The sequence below is a fragment of the Catenuloplanes indicus genome (assembly GCF_030813715.1).
Lineage (GTDB): Bacteria > Actinomycetota > Actinomycetes > Mycobacteriales > Micromonosporaceae > Catenuloplanes > Catenuloplanes indicus.
On sequence record NZ_JAUSUZ010000001.1, the window covers coordinates 4,849,685 to 4,866,096 of the forward strand.

Below are 16,412 nucleotides of genomic sequence, written 5' to 3' on the forward strand. Positions count from 1 at the left end.
TAAGTTCGACGCGTGGACGAAGCCGCACCCCGCCCCGCCGACCCGGGTCTCATCGACCGGTTCGGCCGGCGTGCCGTCGATCTCCGGGTCTCGCTGACCGACCGGTGCAACCTGCGCTGTACGTACTGCATGCCCGCGGAGGGTCTGGCCTGGCTGCCGAGCTCGGAGGTGCTCACCGACGACGAGGTGATCCGGCTGGTCCGGATCGCGGTTGCGCACCTGGGTGTGGAGGACGTGCGGTTCACCGGCGGCGAGCCGCTGATCCGGCCCGGCCTGACCAGGATCATCACCGAGGTGGCGGCGCTGGACCGGCGGCCGCAGATGAGCCTGACCACGAACGGCATCGGCCTGGAGCGCACCGCGGTCGCGTTGCGCGACGCCGGGCTGGACCGGATCAACGTGTCGCTCGACACGCTGGACGACGATCGGTTCGCCACGCTGACCCGGCGCCGGCGGCTGCACGACGTGCTGGCCGGGCTGCGTGCCGCGGCCGATGCCGGGCTGACTCCCGTCAAGATCAATACGGTGCTGATGCGCGGCATCAACGACGACGAGGCGCCGGCACTGCTCGCGTTCGCGCTGGAGCACGGGTACGAGCTGCGGTTCATCGAGCAGATGCCGCTGGACGCACAGCACGGGTGGGACCGGGCGTCGATGGTCACGGCCGAGGAGATCCTGCGTGACCTGCGCGCCGCGTTCACGCTGCTGCCCGACCCGATCGCGCGGGGCGGTGCGCCCGCGGAGACGTGGCTGGTCGAGGGGCACCAGGCGCTCGGCGGTGGGCCGGCCCGGGTCGGTGTGATCGGGACCGTGACGCGCCCGTTCTGCGGTGACTGCGACCGCACCCGGCTGACCGCGGACGGGCAGGTGCGCGCGTGCCTCTTCGCCACCGACGAGTCCGACCTGCGCGCCGCGCTCCGGTCCGGCGCCTCCGACGAGGAGCTGGCCGACCGGTGGCGGATCGCGATGTGGGGCAAACGTGCCGGTCATGGCATCGACGATCCGTCGTTCCTGCAGCCGGCCCGGCCGATGTCGGCGATCGGGGGCTGATCGCATGAAGATCACCGTGCGGTACTTCGCGGCGGCCCGCGCCGCGGCCGGCACCGCGGAGGAGACGCTGGACTCGTCCGCGGCGACGCTGGACGCGCTGCTGGCCGAGCTCGCCGCCCGACACGGGGAACGGCTGACCTCGGTCTTCGCCCGCGCCAGCTACCTGGTCGACGGCACCGCCTGGCGCGACCCGGCCGCCGAACTCCCCCAGGACCCGACCGTGGACGTGCTGCCACCTTTTGCCGGAGGCTAAGGGCGGCTCCGTGCCGGAGGCCAAGGGCGGCTCCGTGCCGGAGGCCAAGGGCGGCTCCGTGCCGGAGGCCAGCGGCGGCAGACTGAGCGGCTCACTCCGTACCGGTGAAGGATTTGATCTTGATCTTGGGGGTTGAGGACTTCGCGAGTACGTCACATCCCGGGCGTGGCGGCGCGCGGCAGGACGGCGCGGCGTGGCAGGATGCAGCGTGCCCCCGTTGAGCGCGAGACCCTTCGACGGCGCCGCGGCCGCGCCTCCGTTCGTGGCCGACCTGCACATTCACTCCAAGTACTCGCGCGCATGCAGTCGTGATCTGAACATGCCGAACCTGGCGTGGTGGGCGCGGCGCAAGGGCGTGGCGTTGCTCGGCACCGGCGACTTCACGCACCCTGCCTGGTTCGATCACCTCCGCGAGACGCTGAAGCCCGCCGAGCCCGGCCTCTACCGGCTCGCCCCGGACGTCGAGGCGGACATCGCCCGCCGCCTGCCGCCGCGGCTGTCCAGCGCTGCCGAGGCGAGACCGATGCGCTACATGCTGTCGGTGGAGATCTCGACGATCTACAAGCGCGGCGACCGTACGCGCAAGGTCCACCACCTGATCTACATGCCGGATCTGGACGCCGCCGCGCGGTTCAACACTGCGCTCGGCCGGATCGGCAACCTCGGCTCGGACGGCCGGCCGATCCTCGGGCTGGACTCGCGCGACCTGCTGGAGATCGTGCTGGAGTCGAGCCCGGACGGGTTCCTGGTCCCGGCGCACATCTGGACGCCGTGGTTCTCCGCGCTCGGCTCGAAGTCCGGCTTCGACGCGATCGCGGACTGCTACGCGGACCTTGCCGGGCACATCTTCGCGGTGGAGACCGGGCTGTCCTCGGACCCGGCGATGAACGGCCGGGTGAGCAGCCTGGACGCGTACCAGCTGGTCTCGAACTCGGACGCGCACTCGCCGCCGGCGCTGGCCCGGGAGGCGACCGTGCTGTCGTCCGCGCTGGACTACTTCTCGGTCCGCGATGCGCTGCGCACCGGCGCCGGGCTGGACGGCACGATCGAGTTCTTCCCCGAGGAGGGCAAGTACCACGCGGACGGGCACCGGAACTGCGGGATCAACTGGGAACCGGCCCGCTCGCGCGCGAACGGCGGCATATGCCCCGAGTGCGGCAAGGGTCTCACGATCGGCGTGCTGAGCCGGGTCGAGGACCTGGCCGACCGGGCGCCGGACGTCCCGCGGCCGGACGCGAAGAAGGTCACCCACCTGGTGCCGCTGGCCGAGATCCTCGGCGAGATCAACGCGGTGGGCGCCCGGTCGAAGACCGTGGAGGGGCAGCTCAACTCGCTGATCGCGGCGCTCGGCTCGGAGCTGGACATCCTGACCACGGTGCCGGTGGCGGACGTGACCGCGGCCGGCGGCGAGCTGATCGGCGAGGCGATCTCGCGGCTGCGCCGCGGACAGGTGCGGAGAATCCCCGGGTACGACGGGGAGTACGGCGTCATCAAGCTGTTCGAGCCGGGGGAGTTGCACTCGTCCGGCGGCGCGGCACAGGCGGACACGCTGTTCGATCTTCCGGTGCCGCAGCAGCGGGTGCCGGCGAAGCGCAAGGTCACGGCCGCGGCGTCGAGCAAGCCGGCGAAGAAGACCGCGGCCGTGTCGCTGCCGGCGCCGGAGTCCCCCGCTCCGCCGCCGGTCACCGCGTCCGACGCGGGGCCATCGGGCATGCCGGGCGGGGACGCGGCGCGGCCGAGACCGGCGCGTGGCGTCGCCTCGGTCCCGCAGAAGACCCCGAAGAAGCCGCAGCCGCCGCTCGCGCCGCCGCCGTCACCGCACGAGCCGTTCGAGCCGATGCTCTCCGGCATGGAGGAGGTCGGCACCGGGCTGCTGGACCGGCTGGACGCGATGCAGCGGGTGGCCGCGTCCGCGCCGTCCGGGCCGCTGCTGATCGTGGCCGGCCCGGGCACCGGCAAGACCCGCACGCTGACTCACCGGATCGCGTACCTGTGCGCGGAGCTGAACGTCTTCCCGGAGCAGTGCCTGGCGATCACGTTCACCCGGCGTGCGGCCGAGGAGATGCGGGAACGGCTGGACGGGCTGCTCGGGCCGGTCGCCGAGGACGTCACGGTCTCCACGTTCCACTCGCTGGGCCTGCAGATCCTCCGGGAGAACACGGCCGCGGCCGGGCTGCCGGAGGACTTCCGGATCGCGGACGACGCGGAGCGCACGGCCGCGCGGGCCGAGGCCGGGGCGGACGACGCCGCGTACGCGAAGCTGCTCCGCGCGGACAGCCTGGTGGACCTGGACGAGCTGGTCACGCTGCCGGTCGCGCTGCTGACCGAGTCGAAGGCGCTGGTCGAGGAGTACCGGGCTCGCTGGCGGTGGATCTTCGTCGACGAGTACCAGGACGTGGACGCGGTCCAGTACGACCTGCTGCGCCTGCTCAGCCCGCCGGACGGCAACCTGTGCGCGATCGGCGACCCGGACCAGGCGATCTACTCGTTCCGTGGCGCGGACGTGGGCTACTTCCTGCGCTTCGCGCAGGACTTCACGGACGCCCGGACGGTACGGCTGACCCGCAACTACCGCTCGTCCGCACCGATCCTGGCCGCGGCCGTGCAGGCGATCGCGCCGGCCTCGCTGGTCCGCGGCCGGCGACTGGACCCGGCCCGGCTCGACCCGGAGGCGCCGCTGGTCGGCCGGCTCGCGGCCGGTTCCGCCGGTGACGAGGCCGAGTTCGTCGCGCGGACCGTGGACGAGCTGGTCGGCGGCGTGTCGCACCGGTCGATGGACGCGGGCCGGGCGGACGGGCGCACCTCGAACGTCTCGTTCTCCGACATCGCGGTGCTCTACCGTACGGACGCGCAGTCCGGGCCGATCCTGGACGCGCTGAACCGGGCCGGCATCCCGGTGCAGAAGCGCTCGCACAACCGGTTGCGGGACCGCGCCGGCGTCACCGCGATCGCGCGTGAGCTGCGCCATCAGGACGGGCTCGGCGGTTCGGTCGCGGCCCGGGTGCGGCTGACCGGTCAGGTACTCGCCGAGCGGTACGCGACGCCGACGCTGGACTCATCCGGCGCGGTCGAGCCGGCCGACATCTGGTCCGCGGTGGACGTGCTGAAGCCGCTCGCGCTGCGCTGCGGCGACGACCTGCAGCGGTTCCTCGGCGAGATCGCGATGGGCGCGGAGGTGGACACGCTGGACCCGCGCGCGGAGGCGGTCACGCTGCTCACGCTGCACGCGGCGAAGGGCCTGGAGTTCCCGGTGGTGTTCCTGGTCGGCTGCGAGGACGGGCTGCTGCCGATGCGGTTCCCGGGCGAGAAGCCGTCGTCCGACGACGTCGACGAGGAGCGGCGGCTGTTCTTCGTGGGGCTGACCCGCGCGCAGGACCGGCTCTACGTCAGCCACGCGGCGCGACGGTTCCGGTACGGCGCGGAGCGGGACAGCACGCCGACGCCGTTCCTGGCGGACATCGACACCGGCCTCTTCGAACGGCTCGGCGCCACCGAACCGCGCAAACCCAAGGACCGCCAGCTACGGCTGATCTGACCCTCCGGCTGATCTTGGGTGCCCGAACGGCAGGGGTTGTCAGGTAGCCGACCGCCATTCCGGCGCGGAACGACCAGACTCCGCCCATGACCGTCACCGTTGTATCCGCGTCCGGCGCCACGCTGACCCGGGTGGGGATCGCGGCGGCGTTCGAGGCCGAGCCGGACCTGCGATTGGTCGGCGCCGCGGCGTCCGGTGCGCAGGCGCTGGCGCTACTCGCCGCGCAGCAGCCGGACGTGGTGCTGCTCGACCTGGACCTGGCCGACGGCAACGGTCTGACCTGGGGCGCCGAGGTGCGGCGCAGCCACCCGGCGCTGGGCATAGTGCTGCTGGCCGCACGAGACGACGACCTGCTGCTGCGCGCGCTGGAGGCCGGGATCTCCGCGTTCCTGCCGCGCACCGAGGAGCTGGGCGCGATACTCGCCGCGGTCCGGCACGCGGCGGCCGCGCCCGGCTCGTTCACCGCGCCGGACCTGGCCGGTGCGCTGACCCGGCGCCGGCACTCGGCCACCGTGGTCAGCCCGCGCGAGCGCGAGGTGCTCAACCTGCTGCGCGACGGGCTGACCGTGCCGCAGATCGCGGCCACGCTCGGCCTGAGCGAGTCGACCGTGAAGACGTACCTGGCCCGGATCTACGACAAGCTCGGCGTGACCGGCCGCGATCAGGCCGTGGCCACCGCGACCGACCGCGGCCTGCTGACCGCCTAGGAACCCCCGCCACCGCCGTCGCCGCCACTGCCGCCGGAGTCACCGGAGTTGCCGGTCATGGTGGAGCCGAGAATCACGGCCGTGGTGCCGGCCGAGAGGCCCCGGCGGCGGTTCAGCACGACGTCGGTCCGTTCCCCCTTCTGCTGGACGCGGCGACGCCAGGCGAACAGGGCCGCCAGCACGACGATCAGGACCGCTCCGAGAATGTAGGACGTTTCCATGGGATCAATTGTCGATCGCGCATCCGGACGCCACATCTCACGAAAGACATACACCACCGGGGGTTCGTGGTGACCAGCGGCGAAACGTGCAGGGAGGAGCGCCAGCGACCGGTGCCCGCGGGAGCATGCGGAAGGCGTCCCCGCCGGGAGCGGGAAGATCAAGAATTTGGTCCTGATCTGCTACTGGCCGCTGAAGGTGTCGATCATGCGCAGTACGCCGGGGCCCAGGATCACCACGAAGAGCGCCGGGAACAGGCAGAAGACCAGCGGGAAGAGGATTTTGATCGGGACCTTGCGGGCGCGTTCCTCGGCGCGCTGACGGCGCTTGACCCGCATCTCGCGGGACTGCTCGCGCAGCACCGAGGCGACCGGGATGCCCAGCTCGGTGGCCTGGACGATGGACATCATGGCGTTGCGCAGTTCCGGGATCGTGGTGCGGGCGGCGAGCGAGCGCAGCGCCTCCGCGCGTCGTTTGCCCATCTGCATCTCCTGGAGCGCACGGGCCAGTTCGCCGCCGAGCGGGCCGTCGATCCCGGCCGCGACCTGCATCAGCGCGGCGTCGAAGCCGAGACCGGCCTCGACGCAGAGCGTGAGCATGTCGAGCGTGTCCGGCAGCGTGTCCAGCAGCTGCTCCTGGCGGCGCTGGGCGGCGTTGAGCACCATCAGGTACGGGCTCCACCAGCCGATCAGGCCCCCGGCCAGCACACACAGGATCAGCGTGCTGATCGGCGAGATGCCCTGCGCCACGACGAGGCCGAGACCCGTCAGAGCACCCACGGGTACGCCGACGACGATGCCCCAGCCCTGCGCTTCGAGGATCCGGGCGGGCGGCCAGGACGGCGGGTTGCCGGCGTGGTCGAGCGTGCGCTGCAGCCAGGCCGCGGCCGGGTCCGGGGTGAGCCGGCTGGCCAGCAGCGTGACCGCGCGGCCGAGCGCGGGCCGGCCGGCCGGCCCGGCGGAGAGCGCGGTACGGCGGCCCTGCGCCGCGCCGGGCGCGTAGACCGCGTTGATGTCGGCGAGCGCGCGGGCCAGGCCGCGGCGGTCGGCGCCGCCGAGGACCAGCGTCAGAAGCAGGATGAGCAGCGCCGCGAAGATCACGGTGAGCCCGGCGCCGAGCACGATCACATCCACGTCAGACCTCGACCTTGACGACCCGGGTGAGCCAGAAACCGCCGAGCACGACCAGCACCACGCCGGCGATCAGCATGAGGACGCCGCGCGGGTCGGTGAAGAGCGGCGCGACGTACTCGCGGCGGCTGAGGAACATGAACGCACCGAGCACGATCGGCAACGCGAGCAGCACCCAGGCGGAGAGCCGGCCCTCGGCGGAGAGCGCGCGCACGTGGCCGCGCAGCAGCTCGCGCTCGCGGATCGTGGTGATCGTGTTGCTGAGCACCTCGGCCAGGTTGCCGCCGACCTCGCGCTGCACCCGCATCGCGATGACGGTCCAGGCCAGGTCCTTGTTGTGCATGCGCTTGGCGACCCGGTCAAGCGCCTCCTCCAGCTCCATGCCCAGCCGGGCCTCCGCGAGCGCGCGGCTGAACTCGCCGGCCAGCGGGTCGACGGACTCGCGGACCATCGCGTCGAGCGCCTGCTGGAGCGAGAAGCCGGATCGCAGCGAGCCGATCACCATCTGGATCGAGTCCGGGAGCGCGGCCGCGAACCGCTCCTCGCGGCGGTTCGCCAGGTGCCGCTGGAACAGCTCGGTCGCGAGCACGCCGAGGAACGCGCCGAGCAGGAAGCCGAGCGGGCCGGCCAGCAGCGTGAGCACGACCGCGAGGCCGAGCGCGACGCCGATCCGGGCCAGCAGCCACTCGCTGGGGCGCAGTTTCAGGCCGGCCCGGTCGAGCTGGTGGCCGATCCGCTCCTCCCAGCCCCGGGTCCGGACGACCTGCTCGGCGGCGGAGACCGCGACCCGGGCGAACGGCGAGGCGGGGCGGGGTGCCGTGCTGCGGTCGGCGCGGACCGCGGACGCGAACTCCTCCACCTGGGCCATCCGGCGACGGCGCTCCACCAGGCCGAACATCGGCGAGAAGATGAGCAGGAAGATCGCCAGTAGCGCCAGGAAGACCAGCGCCGCCATAGCGATCCGGAAGGCCGGCGTACCCGAGTCGATCATTGAAGAACGTCCTGTAGGCCGACGTTGCGCGGGCTGGCGTCGACGCCCTGGTCGGCCAGTTTGTCCAAGAACTGCGGGCGGGTGCCGGTCGGGCGGAGTTCGCCCTGGTAACGGCCGTACGCGTCGGTGCCGGACCGGAAGTCGAACAGGAAGATGTCCTGCGTCAGGATCACGTCGCCGTCCAGGCCGAGCACCTCGGTGACGTGGGTGATCCGCCGGGTGCCGTCCCGCAGGCGGCTGAGGTGCACGATCACGTCCACCGCGGACGCGATCTGCTCGCGGATCGCGCGCACCGGCAGGTCCATGCCGGCCATCAGCACCATCGTCTCCAGGCGGGACAGCGAGTCACGCGGCGAGTTCGCGTGCACCGTGGTGAGCGAGCCGTCGTGGCCGGTGTTCATCGCCTGGAGCATGTCGAGTGCGGCGCCGTCGCGGACCTCGCCGACCACGATCCGGTCCGGGCGCATGCGCAACGCGTTGCGGACCAGGTCGCGGATGGTGACCTCGCCGCGGCCCTCGATGTTCGGCGGGCGGTACTCCATCCGCACCACGTGGTCCTGGGCCAGCCGCAGCTCGGCCGCGTCCTCGATGGTGATGATCCGCTCGTGCGGCGGCAGCATCTGGGAGAGCACGTTGAGCAGCGTGGTCTTTCCGGTGCCGGTGCCGCCGGTGATCAGCACGTCGAGCCGGCCCTGGATGCAGGCGGACAGCAGCGAGGCCACCGACGGGTTCAGCGTGCCGAACGCGATCAGATCCTCCACACCGTACGGGTTGGCGGCGAACTTCCGGATCGTCATCGCGGCGCCGTCCAGCGTGACCGGCGGGATCACGGCGTTGACGCGGCTGCCGTCCGGTAGCCGGGCGTCGACCATCGGGCTGGACTCGTCCACCCGGCGGCCCACCCGCGAGACGATCTTGTCGATCACGCGGCGCAGGTGCCACTCGTCCAGGAATGCGGTCTCCACCGACTGGATGCGGCCGAACCGCTCCACGTAGATCCGGTCCCAGGAGTTGACCATGATCTCGGTGATGTCCGGGTCGCGCAGCAGCGGCTCGATCGGGCCGTGCCCGACGATCTCGTCGATCACCTGCCGGAACGCCACGCCCCGGTCGCCCGCGGTGAGCTGGTCCTCCTTGGCGAGCAGGCCGGGCAATGCCTCGCGGACGCGGCGCTCCAGTTCCTCCTCGTCCGCGCCGGCCTCGTACATCTGCGGCCCGAGCTGTTCCAGCAGCGCACCGTGCGCGCGGCGGCGGACCTCGGCCAGCGGGTCGTACGCCCGGCGCACGTTGCGGCGCCCGAACGCGCCGGTGCCGGAGGTGGACACGGAAGCGCCGCTGAACGGGAAGTTCGTGCTCGGCACCGCGGTCACCGGGATCGCGGTCGCCGGGTACGGCGAGTCCTCGTTCAGCGCCAGGACCTCCGCCGCGGAGAACCCGCTGCCGGTGCGCGGGATCTCGTCGGGCCGGCGCGCGTGACCCCGGTTCTGCTGGTCGGTCAAGCGACTCACCTCTTTCCACGGCGGGACAGCATGGACCTCAGGCCCTTCGGGGTGGAGGCACCGGCCCCGATCCGGTGCGCGGCCAGGTCGCGGATCGCCTCGCTGACCGGGTGCGCGGGCGAGTCGAGCACGATCGGCACGCCACGGTTGATCGAGATCGAGACGTCGCGGCTGGCCGGGATCTGCGTGGTGAGCGGGATCCGCAGCACGCGCTCGATGTCGGCCGGTGTCACGCCCAGGCGCGCGTCGGCCCGGTTGAGGATCACCAGCCGGTTCTCCTTGCGGTAGTCGAGCACGTCGAACGTGTCGAGCAGGATGCGCAGGTTCTTGATCGCGGTCACCGCCGGCGTCGCGACCAGCAGGTACTGGTGCGAGGAGTCCAGCGCGGCCAGCACGTGGTCGTTGAAGACCGGCGGGCTGTCCACCACCACGTAGTCGTACATGCCGCGGGTCAGGTAGAGGATCTCCGTGACGAGATCCCGACTGATCTGCTCCGCGATCGTCGGGACCACCGGGGCGAGCAGCACATCCACGCCGGGGCAGTAGTTCGTGACCATGGTGCGCAGACCGGTCTCGTCGATCCGGTCCGCGACCGGCACCGCGTCCGCGATGGTCCGCTCCGGCGACAGCTGCAGCATCAGCGCCACGTCGCCGAGCGTCAGGTCCAGGTCGATCAGGCAGACCCGCTTGTCGCCGCCACCGGCCAGCGCCACCGCCAGGTTCGCGGCCAGCATGGTCTTGCCGCAGCCGCCCTTGGCCGCGTAGACCGTGATCACCTTGCCGTCCACCGCGTCACCGCGCTCGGACGTCTTCGCGTGCAGGCCGCCGTGCATGCGGCGGGACAGGTCCTGCGAGCGGGCGCAGGCGGCGAGGATGTTCGTCGGGTCGTTGACGTCCGCGACCTCGCGCACGCCGGAGCGGATCGCCTCGGCCAGTACGCTCACCTCGAGCTGGTGGCGCAGCAGCACCACGCCGAGCGACGGGCGGGCCAGGCGCTGCCGGGCGGCCAGGCTGACCGCCTCGGGCAGTGGCGTGTTCGGGCCCATCAGCACCAGTTGCTCGTCCGGGTCCTCGTTGAGCAGCGCGTACACGTCGTCGAGGCTGACCGCGGTGCGCACGTCGCCGCCGACCAGCATGCCGAAGTGCTGGGCGGCCTGCCGGGACGGCTCGTACAGGATGGTCATCCCGACCTCACCCGAACACGTTGTTGTCGTCGACACCGACACCGGCCTGCACGTCGGACTCCTCGGTGAGCAGCGCGAGGTAGATCGCACCCGCGTTCGCGGCCGTGATGATCTTCGCGGCCTCCACGGTGGACGCCGCGACCGTGACCAGCGTGGTCGGCTCCGCGTCCGGCGCCGCACCGTCCTGCGGCGTGATCGTGGTCTCGCCGCTGCCGTACTCGCCGATCGCGATCACCTCGATCCGGGGCAGCAGCACCGCGGTGCCCCGCACGCCCTCGCCGCCGATCGCCTTGCTGCCGTTCGCGGTCGCGGTGTACGACGCGAACAGCGCCACCTGCGCGCCCGGCCGCACGTACCCGGCGACCTGCTGCGCCATCGACGCCTCGAAGCTGACCGCCACCTTGTCGCTCGGGATGGCCAGGCCGCTGGACGTCTCCGTGGCGTTCGCGAACATGCTGCGCAGCAGCAGCTGACCGGGCAGCAGCGTGGACGTGACCAGCTGTTTCTCCAGCTCCGGCGTGATCGAGGCGACCGCGCCCTCGGGCAGGCTGGACGCGGGCATGCGGGTGGCGACCGCGAGCTGCCGGTCGCGGATCACGGTGCCGGTGGTGCCGGTCGCGATGCGCTGCTGGGCGACCAGCACCTCGACGGCGCTGACGTCGTCGACCGCCCGGTCGTCGGCCCGGTTCACGTAGTACAGCACCGCCGCGGTGCCGAGCACGGCCAGGACGATCGCCAGGAATACGGCGAGGATGCGACGAGACATGAAGGACGGGTCCGTTTCTTGATGGTCAGCCGGTGATACGGATCGAGGCGGGGCCGGCCGCGCCGCCGCCGGCCGGGTCGTCGGTGAAGTAGCCGAACAGGCAGGAGTCGGTGAAGCGCGGGCTGACCGCACAGCGGGACGCGCCGGTCAGCGTCGACCGCACGTTCCACCGGTCGTCGCGCCCGGGCACGCGGGGTTTCCGGTCCGGCCAGCCCCGGCGGTACCAGCCGGTGATCACGAAACTGCGGATGCTCTCGACGGAGGCGCCGGTGGAGGTGGGCCGGTACACCGCGACCGGGACCGGCTCCTTGCTGGTCACCAGCTCGTTGAGCAACGCGAAGCAGCCGGCCGGCTTGCGGCCGCGGCGGCTGTCGCCCCAGAACGCGTTCGCGTCACCGTCGCCGTCGCGGAGCGTGCGGACCGTGCCGATGGTGAACGTCGTGCGGGCGCACCGCGCGGGATCGCCGCCGAGCACGTCGCCGCCGAAGCCGTCCGTCGCGTCGCTGCGGCGTGGCCAGCCGGTGGCCCGGCAGTAGCCGAACGTGGGCGATCCGGCGTCGATCTCCCGGAACGGCAGCCGGATCTCACCGGCCGGCGACGCCCGGTGGCGGCCGTCCTCCGGCGCGAGTTCCGGGCCGCGGGTGTCGAACACCTGCTGGACCCGGCAGTCCGACATCACGACCGGGAGCGCGCCGTCGACCGTGCTGATCTCCTGCCAGGTGGCCCGGGCGCACGCGCCGACCGTGACACCGTCGGTGCCGGTGACCGCACCGGCGAAGACCGGGGGCAGCGCGGTGCTGCCGCCGGAGCGAGACGTCCGCACCCACACCTCGACGTACTCGCCGGTCCCGGACGCGCTGCCGAGACAGCCGGTCAGGTTGGACGGCGGGGCGGGGCAGGCCGGGATCGGCAGCGGTACGGCGACGCGAACGACGCCGCAGACCGCGCTGACCTCGACCGCCTCGTTCTTGACGTTCGCCTGGGCGAACCGGAGGCCCTCGAACTTCATGTCGGTCCCGTTGCACTGCGGCCGGCGCAGCGCGCACACCTTGGCCACCGCGATCGCGGCCGCGTCCGCGGCGGTCTGCAGCTGGGCCCGCTCCGCGTAGATCAGGCCGACGTCGACGGTCAGCGCGCCGAGGCCGGTGACCACGCCGCCGGCCAGCAACATGGCGACGAGGACGGCGACCGCGCCGCGGTCCCTCCGGCGCGATCGCCGTCCGGTCAGGCGCGGCATGGCAGGACCGCCCGGGCCGTCAGCGGGATGAATCCGTCGGTCCCGGTGCCGATGCCGGCGAACACGGTGAGTGGCGTGATGAACTCGAAGCCGTACGCCACCTGGTACGTGGCCTGTCGTGTGCCGTCCACCCGGCAGTCGCCGGCCGGGGTGCCGGTCCAGAAACCCGGACCGAGGATCGCGGACGGCGTGCGGCCCATCACGGTGCCGGCGACCGTGCCGGCCTCGGCGTCGTCGACGAGCGTGAGCGCGCGAGCGCCCTCGCGGGCCGCCTCGGTCACCTTGATCTGGGTGTTCAGCATCCGGCCGAAGTCGATGATCGCGAACACGACGATCAGCAGCAGCGGCAGGACGAGCGCGGTCTCCACCGCCGCGGCGCCCCGATCAGCGCGCCGTCGCCTCCCCCTGGACCGCATGAACTGCCTTTCCGTCTCGTCAGACCGGTGGCGTCGCCACGGCCCGGCCCTCGCACGGGCCGTGGCAACGCTGTGAGCAGGTGTTACGGCGTCGTGCAAGCGGGCGGAGCCGTCGCGGGGGTATCGGCGGCGATGTCCGTACACGTCTCCTGGAACATGTCCCGCAGTACGTCCTGCAGCGCGAACACGACGACCGCCAGCACGGCGGCGACACCCGCGATGATCAGCGCGTACTCGACCGCGGTCGCGCCACGGTCCCGGTGACGCAGTGCGGCGACGTACACCGCCACTCGTGCGTAGAGGTTCAGCATCCTTCTCCCCTTGGTCTTCGGGTCGGGCCTGTCGTGACGCGGCCGGCACGGCGGTGCCGGTACACGTCGCGGGAGCGAGCCGGTGATCGGCTCGGATGAGCTGTGCGGCCGTGGACCGGCCGAGCTACGACTCTGCCCGCCACAGCACCCAGGACTAGTCGGGTGACCGGCCCGATGGAATAGACACCGTGGAGGCTCGATGTCGATGGGATGACACCCGATCCCGACAGGGGGTCATCCGTTCGGCTTACATCAAACCGAACGAATAGGACATATCCATATTCATGGATGGAAAGAATTTCCGTTTTGCGACACGCGACGCCACTCGTACCGGCGATGTCGGATAACCGATAGCCGAGAGCCGATTTTCCACCCCAGGGACTATCGACATCAGCCGATCATCCGAGGGCTCTGGCCAGTAAATTTGCGATCTCAGCCGAACAGCGGCAGCCCGTGCCGCGCGATCACGACCGCGACCAGCGTGCCCGCCAGCAGCGCCGGACCGAGCGGCAGATCCGTGCCGCGCCCGGCCCGGCCGGTGACCAGCAGCACCAACGCGACCGGCCCGTTCAGCAGGTGCGGCACGATCAAGCCGAGCACCACGGCTGGCCAGCCCAGCCAGCCGAGCATCAGGCCGAGCACCGCGGAGAGCTTCACGTCGCCGAAGCCCAGGTTCGCGCCCGGGATCAGCGCGATCACCAGGTAGACGGCGAACAGGACCAGCCCGCCGAGCAGCGCGCGCAGCAGCGGGGCGAAGGACCAATCGAGCAGCGAGACCAGCAGCAGGACGCCGCCGCCGAGCACGGCCGCGGCGCCCACCAGCGGATCCGGCAGGCGCAGCACGGCCAGGTCGACGAACGCGAGCAGCACACCGATCGCGGCCACCGCCAGGTAGCCGGGCAGGACCGGGTCGGGACCGAATGCCCAGCCCAGCGCGCCGAGCGAGACCGCGCCGACCGCCGTGGTCAGCCACGGGCGCGGGCCGAGACGGCGGCCGCAACCCGGGCAGGCGACGCGTACCCGTACCCATGATTCGGTTTTGTGTCCGCAGTTGGCACAGGCCGACCGCGGTGGCTCACCGAACTCGACGGACAGCCGCCAGGCCACTCGCGGCGTCAGAATCCCGACGAGCGCGCCGAGCGCGGCCGTGATGACGACGAGTGAGACGGACACCGCGCTGATCGTAGCCCGCCTGATCACGACACGGGTTGCCGACACTGGCACACTTCCGGGAGGTGGGGGAGGGGCATGCCCCGGCTACGGTGACTGAGGTCGCCGGGCCGGCGGCCCGACCCGCAGGTAGCTGACGCAGAAGCTCGGTAGGAGGCAGTGCCATGTCGAACTACGGACCGCCCGGCGGGCCGTATCCCGGACGCGGCCGGGACCCCCAGGAGGAGCCGTACACCGAGCCGTCCGACCCCTGGGGCGACTGGGGCCGGGACAACAACGACGGTGGCGGCTACGACCAGGGCGCCGGCTACGGCCAGGGCGGCTACGACCAGCAGGGGTACGGGCAGCAGCAGCCCGGGTACGGCACCGGCGGCTACGACGTCACCGGCACCGGCTACGCGCAGCGCGCCGCCGAGACCGCGCCCGGCGCCTGGACGCCGGCACCGCCCGGACCGCCGCTCGCGCAACCCGGCCCGCCGGCGCGCAGGGGCGGCAGCGGCATGCTGATCCTGGTCGCGGTCCTGGTGCTGCTCGTGCTGGCCGGTGGCGGCACCGCGTTCTACCTGCTGACCCGGTCGGACAACGACACGAACAACACGGCCACCGACGATCCGACGCCGCAGCCGGCCGACTCCGGCACCCCAGCGGCGTCCACGGCCGGCACGCCGACGCCGAACCCCTCGGCCTCGGCACCCGTGGTCAGCGACGCACGCGACGTCAAGAAGGGCGAGTGCGTCGAGAACATCGGGAACGACAACAAGCCGGTGATGAAGATCGCCGACTGTGACGGGAAGAGCGTGTACGAGGTGCTCGCCCGCTTCGACGCGCCGGCGACCGGTGAGGACGACGCGAAAAAGAAGTGCGAGGCCGTCGAGGGGTACACAAACTGGTACTTCTTCAACAGTCAGCTTGATTCCCTTGACTTCGTCCTTTGCCTGAAGCAGCGGTAGGGTCCCCAGCAGCGGGGGGACCTTGGTGAGGCTTCCTCGGTGCGCGACAGAAAAACCTAGGAGAGCCGATGTCTAGCTACGGACCACCCCCCGGTCCCGGCCAGCACCCGGAGTACGACCCGAACAACCCCGCGGGGCAGTACCCGCCGCCACCGCCGTCGTACGGCCAGCCGTCCTACGGCACGCCGTCCTACGGCACGCCGCCGCAGGGCGCGCAGGGCGACATACCCCCGCCCCCGCCGTACCCGACCTCCGGCGGGCCGAGCTACACCCCGCCGCCCGTCTCCGGCCAGCCCGGCTACGGCACGCCGGTCTCCGGCCAGCCCGGCTACGGCACGCCCGGTTACGGCACCCCCGGCTACGGTGAGGCCCCGCCGCCGCCGTACGTCGACCCGAACATGCAGCAGCAGCCGGTGCAGGGTTACGGCGCGCCGCTGCCCCCGCCCGGCCCGCAGATGCAGGGCGGCTGGGGTGGCCCGCCGCCGCAGAAGAGCGGCGCCGGCAAGGTCGTCGGCATCATCGTCGGCGCGGTCGCGGTCTTCGCGCTGCTGATCTGCGCCGGCGTCTACTTCGCGGCGGTGCGCACGACCGAGGCGATCGACGACGTGATCGCCACCGTGCCGACCACGGTCCCGACGTTCCCGACCGCGGACCCGTTCCCGACGCCGACCGAGGACAACACCGACGAAGAGGCGGAGAACGTCCAGGTCGGCGACTGCATCGTGAACGACGGCACGGACGACAACGCCTCGATCCGCAAGGTGCCCTGCGCCAAGGACACGCTGGAGGTCCTGATCCGGATCCCGTTCACGGACGACGGCGAGAAGGCGTGCGCGGACATCGAGGGCGCCGACTCCTGGTACATGTACACGTCGGCCACGGTCGGTGGCGTCGGCGACTACGTGCTCTGCCTGAAGACGCTGACCGAGACGCCGCGTACCTCCTGATAGCTCTCTCTAAGGCCGTCTAGCGATATCGCTAGACGGCCTTAGTC

The 16,412-nt window shown here is 71.9% G+C and carries 16 protein-coding genes; 6 read left to right on the plus strand and 10 right to left on the minus strand.

Annotated features, from left to right (window positions below; all coding sequences use genetic code 11):
* Nucleotides 1-12 precede the first annotated feature (12 nt).
* From moaA to J2S42_RS21805, 4 genes are all read left to right on the plus strand, one after another.
* Entirely contained in the window at nucleotides 13-1,050 is a 1,038-nt protein-coding gene (gene moaA, locus J2S42_RS21790; RefSeq protein ID WP_307241903.1) for a GTP 3',8-cyclase MoaA, read from the plus strand.
* A gap of 4 nt (nucleotides 1,051-1,054) precedes the next feature.
* Nucleotides 1,055-1,303: a MoaD/ThiS family protein gene (locus J2S42_RS21795; RefSeq protein WP_307241904.1), complete on the plus strand. Its 249-nt coding sequence runs from the start codon at nucleotides 1,055-1,057 to the stop codon at nucleotides 1,301-1,303.
* A 208-nt stretch (nucleotides 1,304-1,511) separates the two neighbouring features.
* Nucleotides 1,512-4,838: a UvrD-helicase domain-containing protein gene (locus J2S42_RS21800; protein WP_307241906.1), complete on the plus strand. Its 3,327-nt coding sequence runs from the start codon at nucleotides 1,512-1,514 to the stop codon at nucleotides 4,836-4,838.
* An 86-nt stretch (nucleotides 4,839-4,924) separates the two neighbouring features.
* Entirely contained in the window at nucleotides 4,925-5,545 is a 621-nt protein-coding gene (locus J2S42_RS21805; protein ID WP_307241908.1) for a response regulator transcription factor, read from the plus strand.
* Here the strand turns inward: J2S42_RS21805 and J2S42_RS21810 are convergent.
* From J2S42_RS21810 to J2S42_RS21855, 10 genes are all read right to left on the minus strand, one after another.
* Nucleotides 5,542-5,766, minus strand: a complete 225-nt coding sequence (locus J2S42_RS21810) for a hypothetical protein (RefSeq protein WP_307241910.1) — start codon at nucleotides 5,764-5,766, stop codon at nucleotides 5,542-5,544. The two genes, J2S42_RS21805 and J2S42_RS21810, sit on opposite strands and share 4 nt — an antisense overlap.
* A 180-nt stretch (nucleotides 5,767-5,946) precedes the next feature.
* Nucleotides 5,947-6,897, minus strand: coding sequence for a type II secretion system F family protein (locus J2S42_RS21815; protein WP_307241912.1), 951 nt, complete (start codon nucleotides 6,895-6,897; stop codon nucleotides 5,947-5,949).
* 1 nt (nucleotide 6,898) lies between these two features.
* On the minus strand, nucleotides 6,899-7,885 hold the full coding sequence (locus J2S42_RS21820; RefSeq protein ID WP_307241914.1) for a type II secretion system F family protein: 987 nt from the start codon (nucleotides 7,883-7,885) through the stop codon (nucleotides 6,899-6,901).
* Nucleotides 7,882-9,384: a TadA family conjugal transfer-associated ATPase gene (locus J2S42_RS21825; RefSeq protein ID WP_307241916.1), complete on the minus strand. Its 1,503-nt coding sequence runs from the start codon at nucleotides 9,382-9,384 to the stop codon at nucleotides 7,882-7,884. Before J2S42_RS21825 ends, J2S42_RS21820 begins: the two co-directional genes overlap by 4 nt.
* A 5-nt stretch (nucleotides 9,385-9,389) precedes the next feature.
* Complete coding sequence (locus tag J2S42_RS21830) at nucleotides 9,390-10,568, minus strand: CpaE/TadZ family protein (protein WP_307241918.1); 1,179 nt, start codon at nucleotides 10,566-10,568, stop codon at nucleotides 9,390-9,392.
* A gap of 7 nt (nucleotides 10,569-10,575) precedes the next feature.
* Entirely contained in the window at nucleotides 10,576-11,334 is a 759-nt protein-coding gene (cpaB, locus tag J2S42_RS21835) for a Flp pilus assembly protein CpaB (protein WP_307241920.1), read from the minus strand.
* 25 nt (nucleotides 11,335-11,359) lie between these two features.
* A complete protein-coding gene (locus tag J2S42_RS21840; RefSeq protein ID WP_307241922.1) occupies nucleotides 11,360-12,571 on the minus strand; it encodes a pilus assembly protein TadG-related protein in 1,212 nt (403 codons plus the stop codon).
* Nucleotides 12,559-12,939: a TadE/TadG family type IV pilus assembly protein gene (locus J2S42_RS21845; RefSeq protein WP_307241924.1), complete on the minus strand. Its 381-nt coding sequence runs from the start codon at nucleotides 12,937-12,939 to the stop codon at nucleotides 12,559-12,561. The genes J2S42_RS21840 and J2S42_RS21845 overlap by 13 nt, the downstream gene beginning before the upstream one ends.
* 131 nt (nucleotides 12,940-13,070) lie before the next feature.
* Nucleotides 13,071-13,298, minus strand: coding sequence for a Flp family type IVb pilin (locus J2S42_RS21850; RefSeq protein ID WP_307241926.1), 228 nt, complete (start codon nucleotides 13,296-13,298; stop codon nucleotides 13,071-13,073).
* Nucleotides 13,299-13,730: 432 nt separating this feature from the next.
* The gene (locus J2S42_RS21855) at nucleotides 13,731-14,471 is read right to left on the minus strand and encodes a prepilin peptidase (protein ID WP_307241928.1); all 741 of its coding nucleotides are present in this window, start codon (nucleotides 14,469-14,471) and stop codon (nucleotides 13,731-13,733) included.
* Between the two features lie 161 nt (nucleotides 14,472-14,632).
* Here J2S42_RS21855 and J2S42_RS21860 point away from each other — a divergent pair, with 161 nt between their 5' ends.
* Nucleotides 14,633-15,418 carry an LppU/SCO3897 family protein gene (locus J2S42_RS21860; protein WP_307241930.1) on the plus strand — a complete coding sequence of 262 codons (786 nt, stop codon included), beginning with the start codon at nucleotides 14,633-14,635 and terminating at the stop codon, nucleotides 15,416-15,418.
* A gap of 68 nt (nucleotides 15,419-15,486) precedes the next feature.
* Entirely contained in the window at nucleotides 15,487-16,365 is an 879-nt protein-coding gene (locus tag J2S42_RS21865) for an LppU/SCO3897 family protein (protein ID WP_307241931.1), read from the plus strand.
* Nucleotides 16,366-16,412: the final 47 nt, after the last annotated feature.

Coding starts and splice junctions, on each gene's coding strand:
- J2S42_RS21830 (WP_307241918.1), bottom strand. CDS start 10,568: ATGACCATCCTGTACGAGCCGTCCCGGCAGGCCGCCCAGCACTTCGGC.
- J2S42_RS21840 (WP_307241922.1), bottom strand. CDS start 12,571: ATGCCGCGCCTGACCGGACGGCGATCGCGCCGGAGGGACCGCGGCGCG.
- J2S42_RS21795 (WP_307241904.1), top strand. CDS start 1,055: ATGAAGATCACCGTGCGGTACTTCGCGGCGGCCCGCGCCGCGGCCGGC.
- J2S42_RS21810 (WP_307241910.1), bottom strand. CDS start 5,766: ATGGAAACGTCCTACATTCTCGGAGCGGTCCTGATCGTCGTGCTGGCG.
- J2S42_RS21865 (WP_307241931.1), top strand. CDS start 15,487: ATGTCTAGCTACGGACCACCCCCCGGTCCCGGCCAGCACCCGGAGTAC.
- J2S42_RS21820 (WP_307241914.1), bottom strand. CDS start 7,885: ATGATCGACTCGGGTACGCCGGCCTTCCGGATCGCTATGGCGGCGCTG.
- J2S42_RS21860 (WP_307241930.1), top strand. CDS start 14,633: ATGTCGAACTACGGACCGCCCGGCGGGCCGTATCCCGGACGCGGCCGG.
- J2S42_RS21850 (WP_307241926.1), bottom strand. CDS start 13,298: ATGCTGAACCTCTACGCACGAGTGGCGGTGTACGTCGCCGCACTGCGT.
- J2S42_RS21805 (WP_307241908.1), top strand. CDS start 4,925: ATGACCGTCACCGTTGTATCCGCGTCCGGCGCCACGCTGACCCGGGTG.
- cpaB (WP_307241920.1), bottom strand. CDS start 11,334: ATGTCTCGTCGCATCCTCGCCGTATTCCTGGCGATCGTCCTGGCCGTG.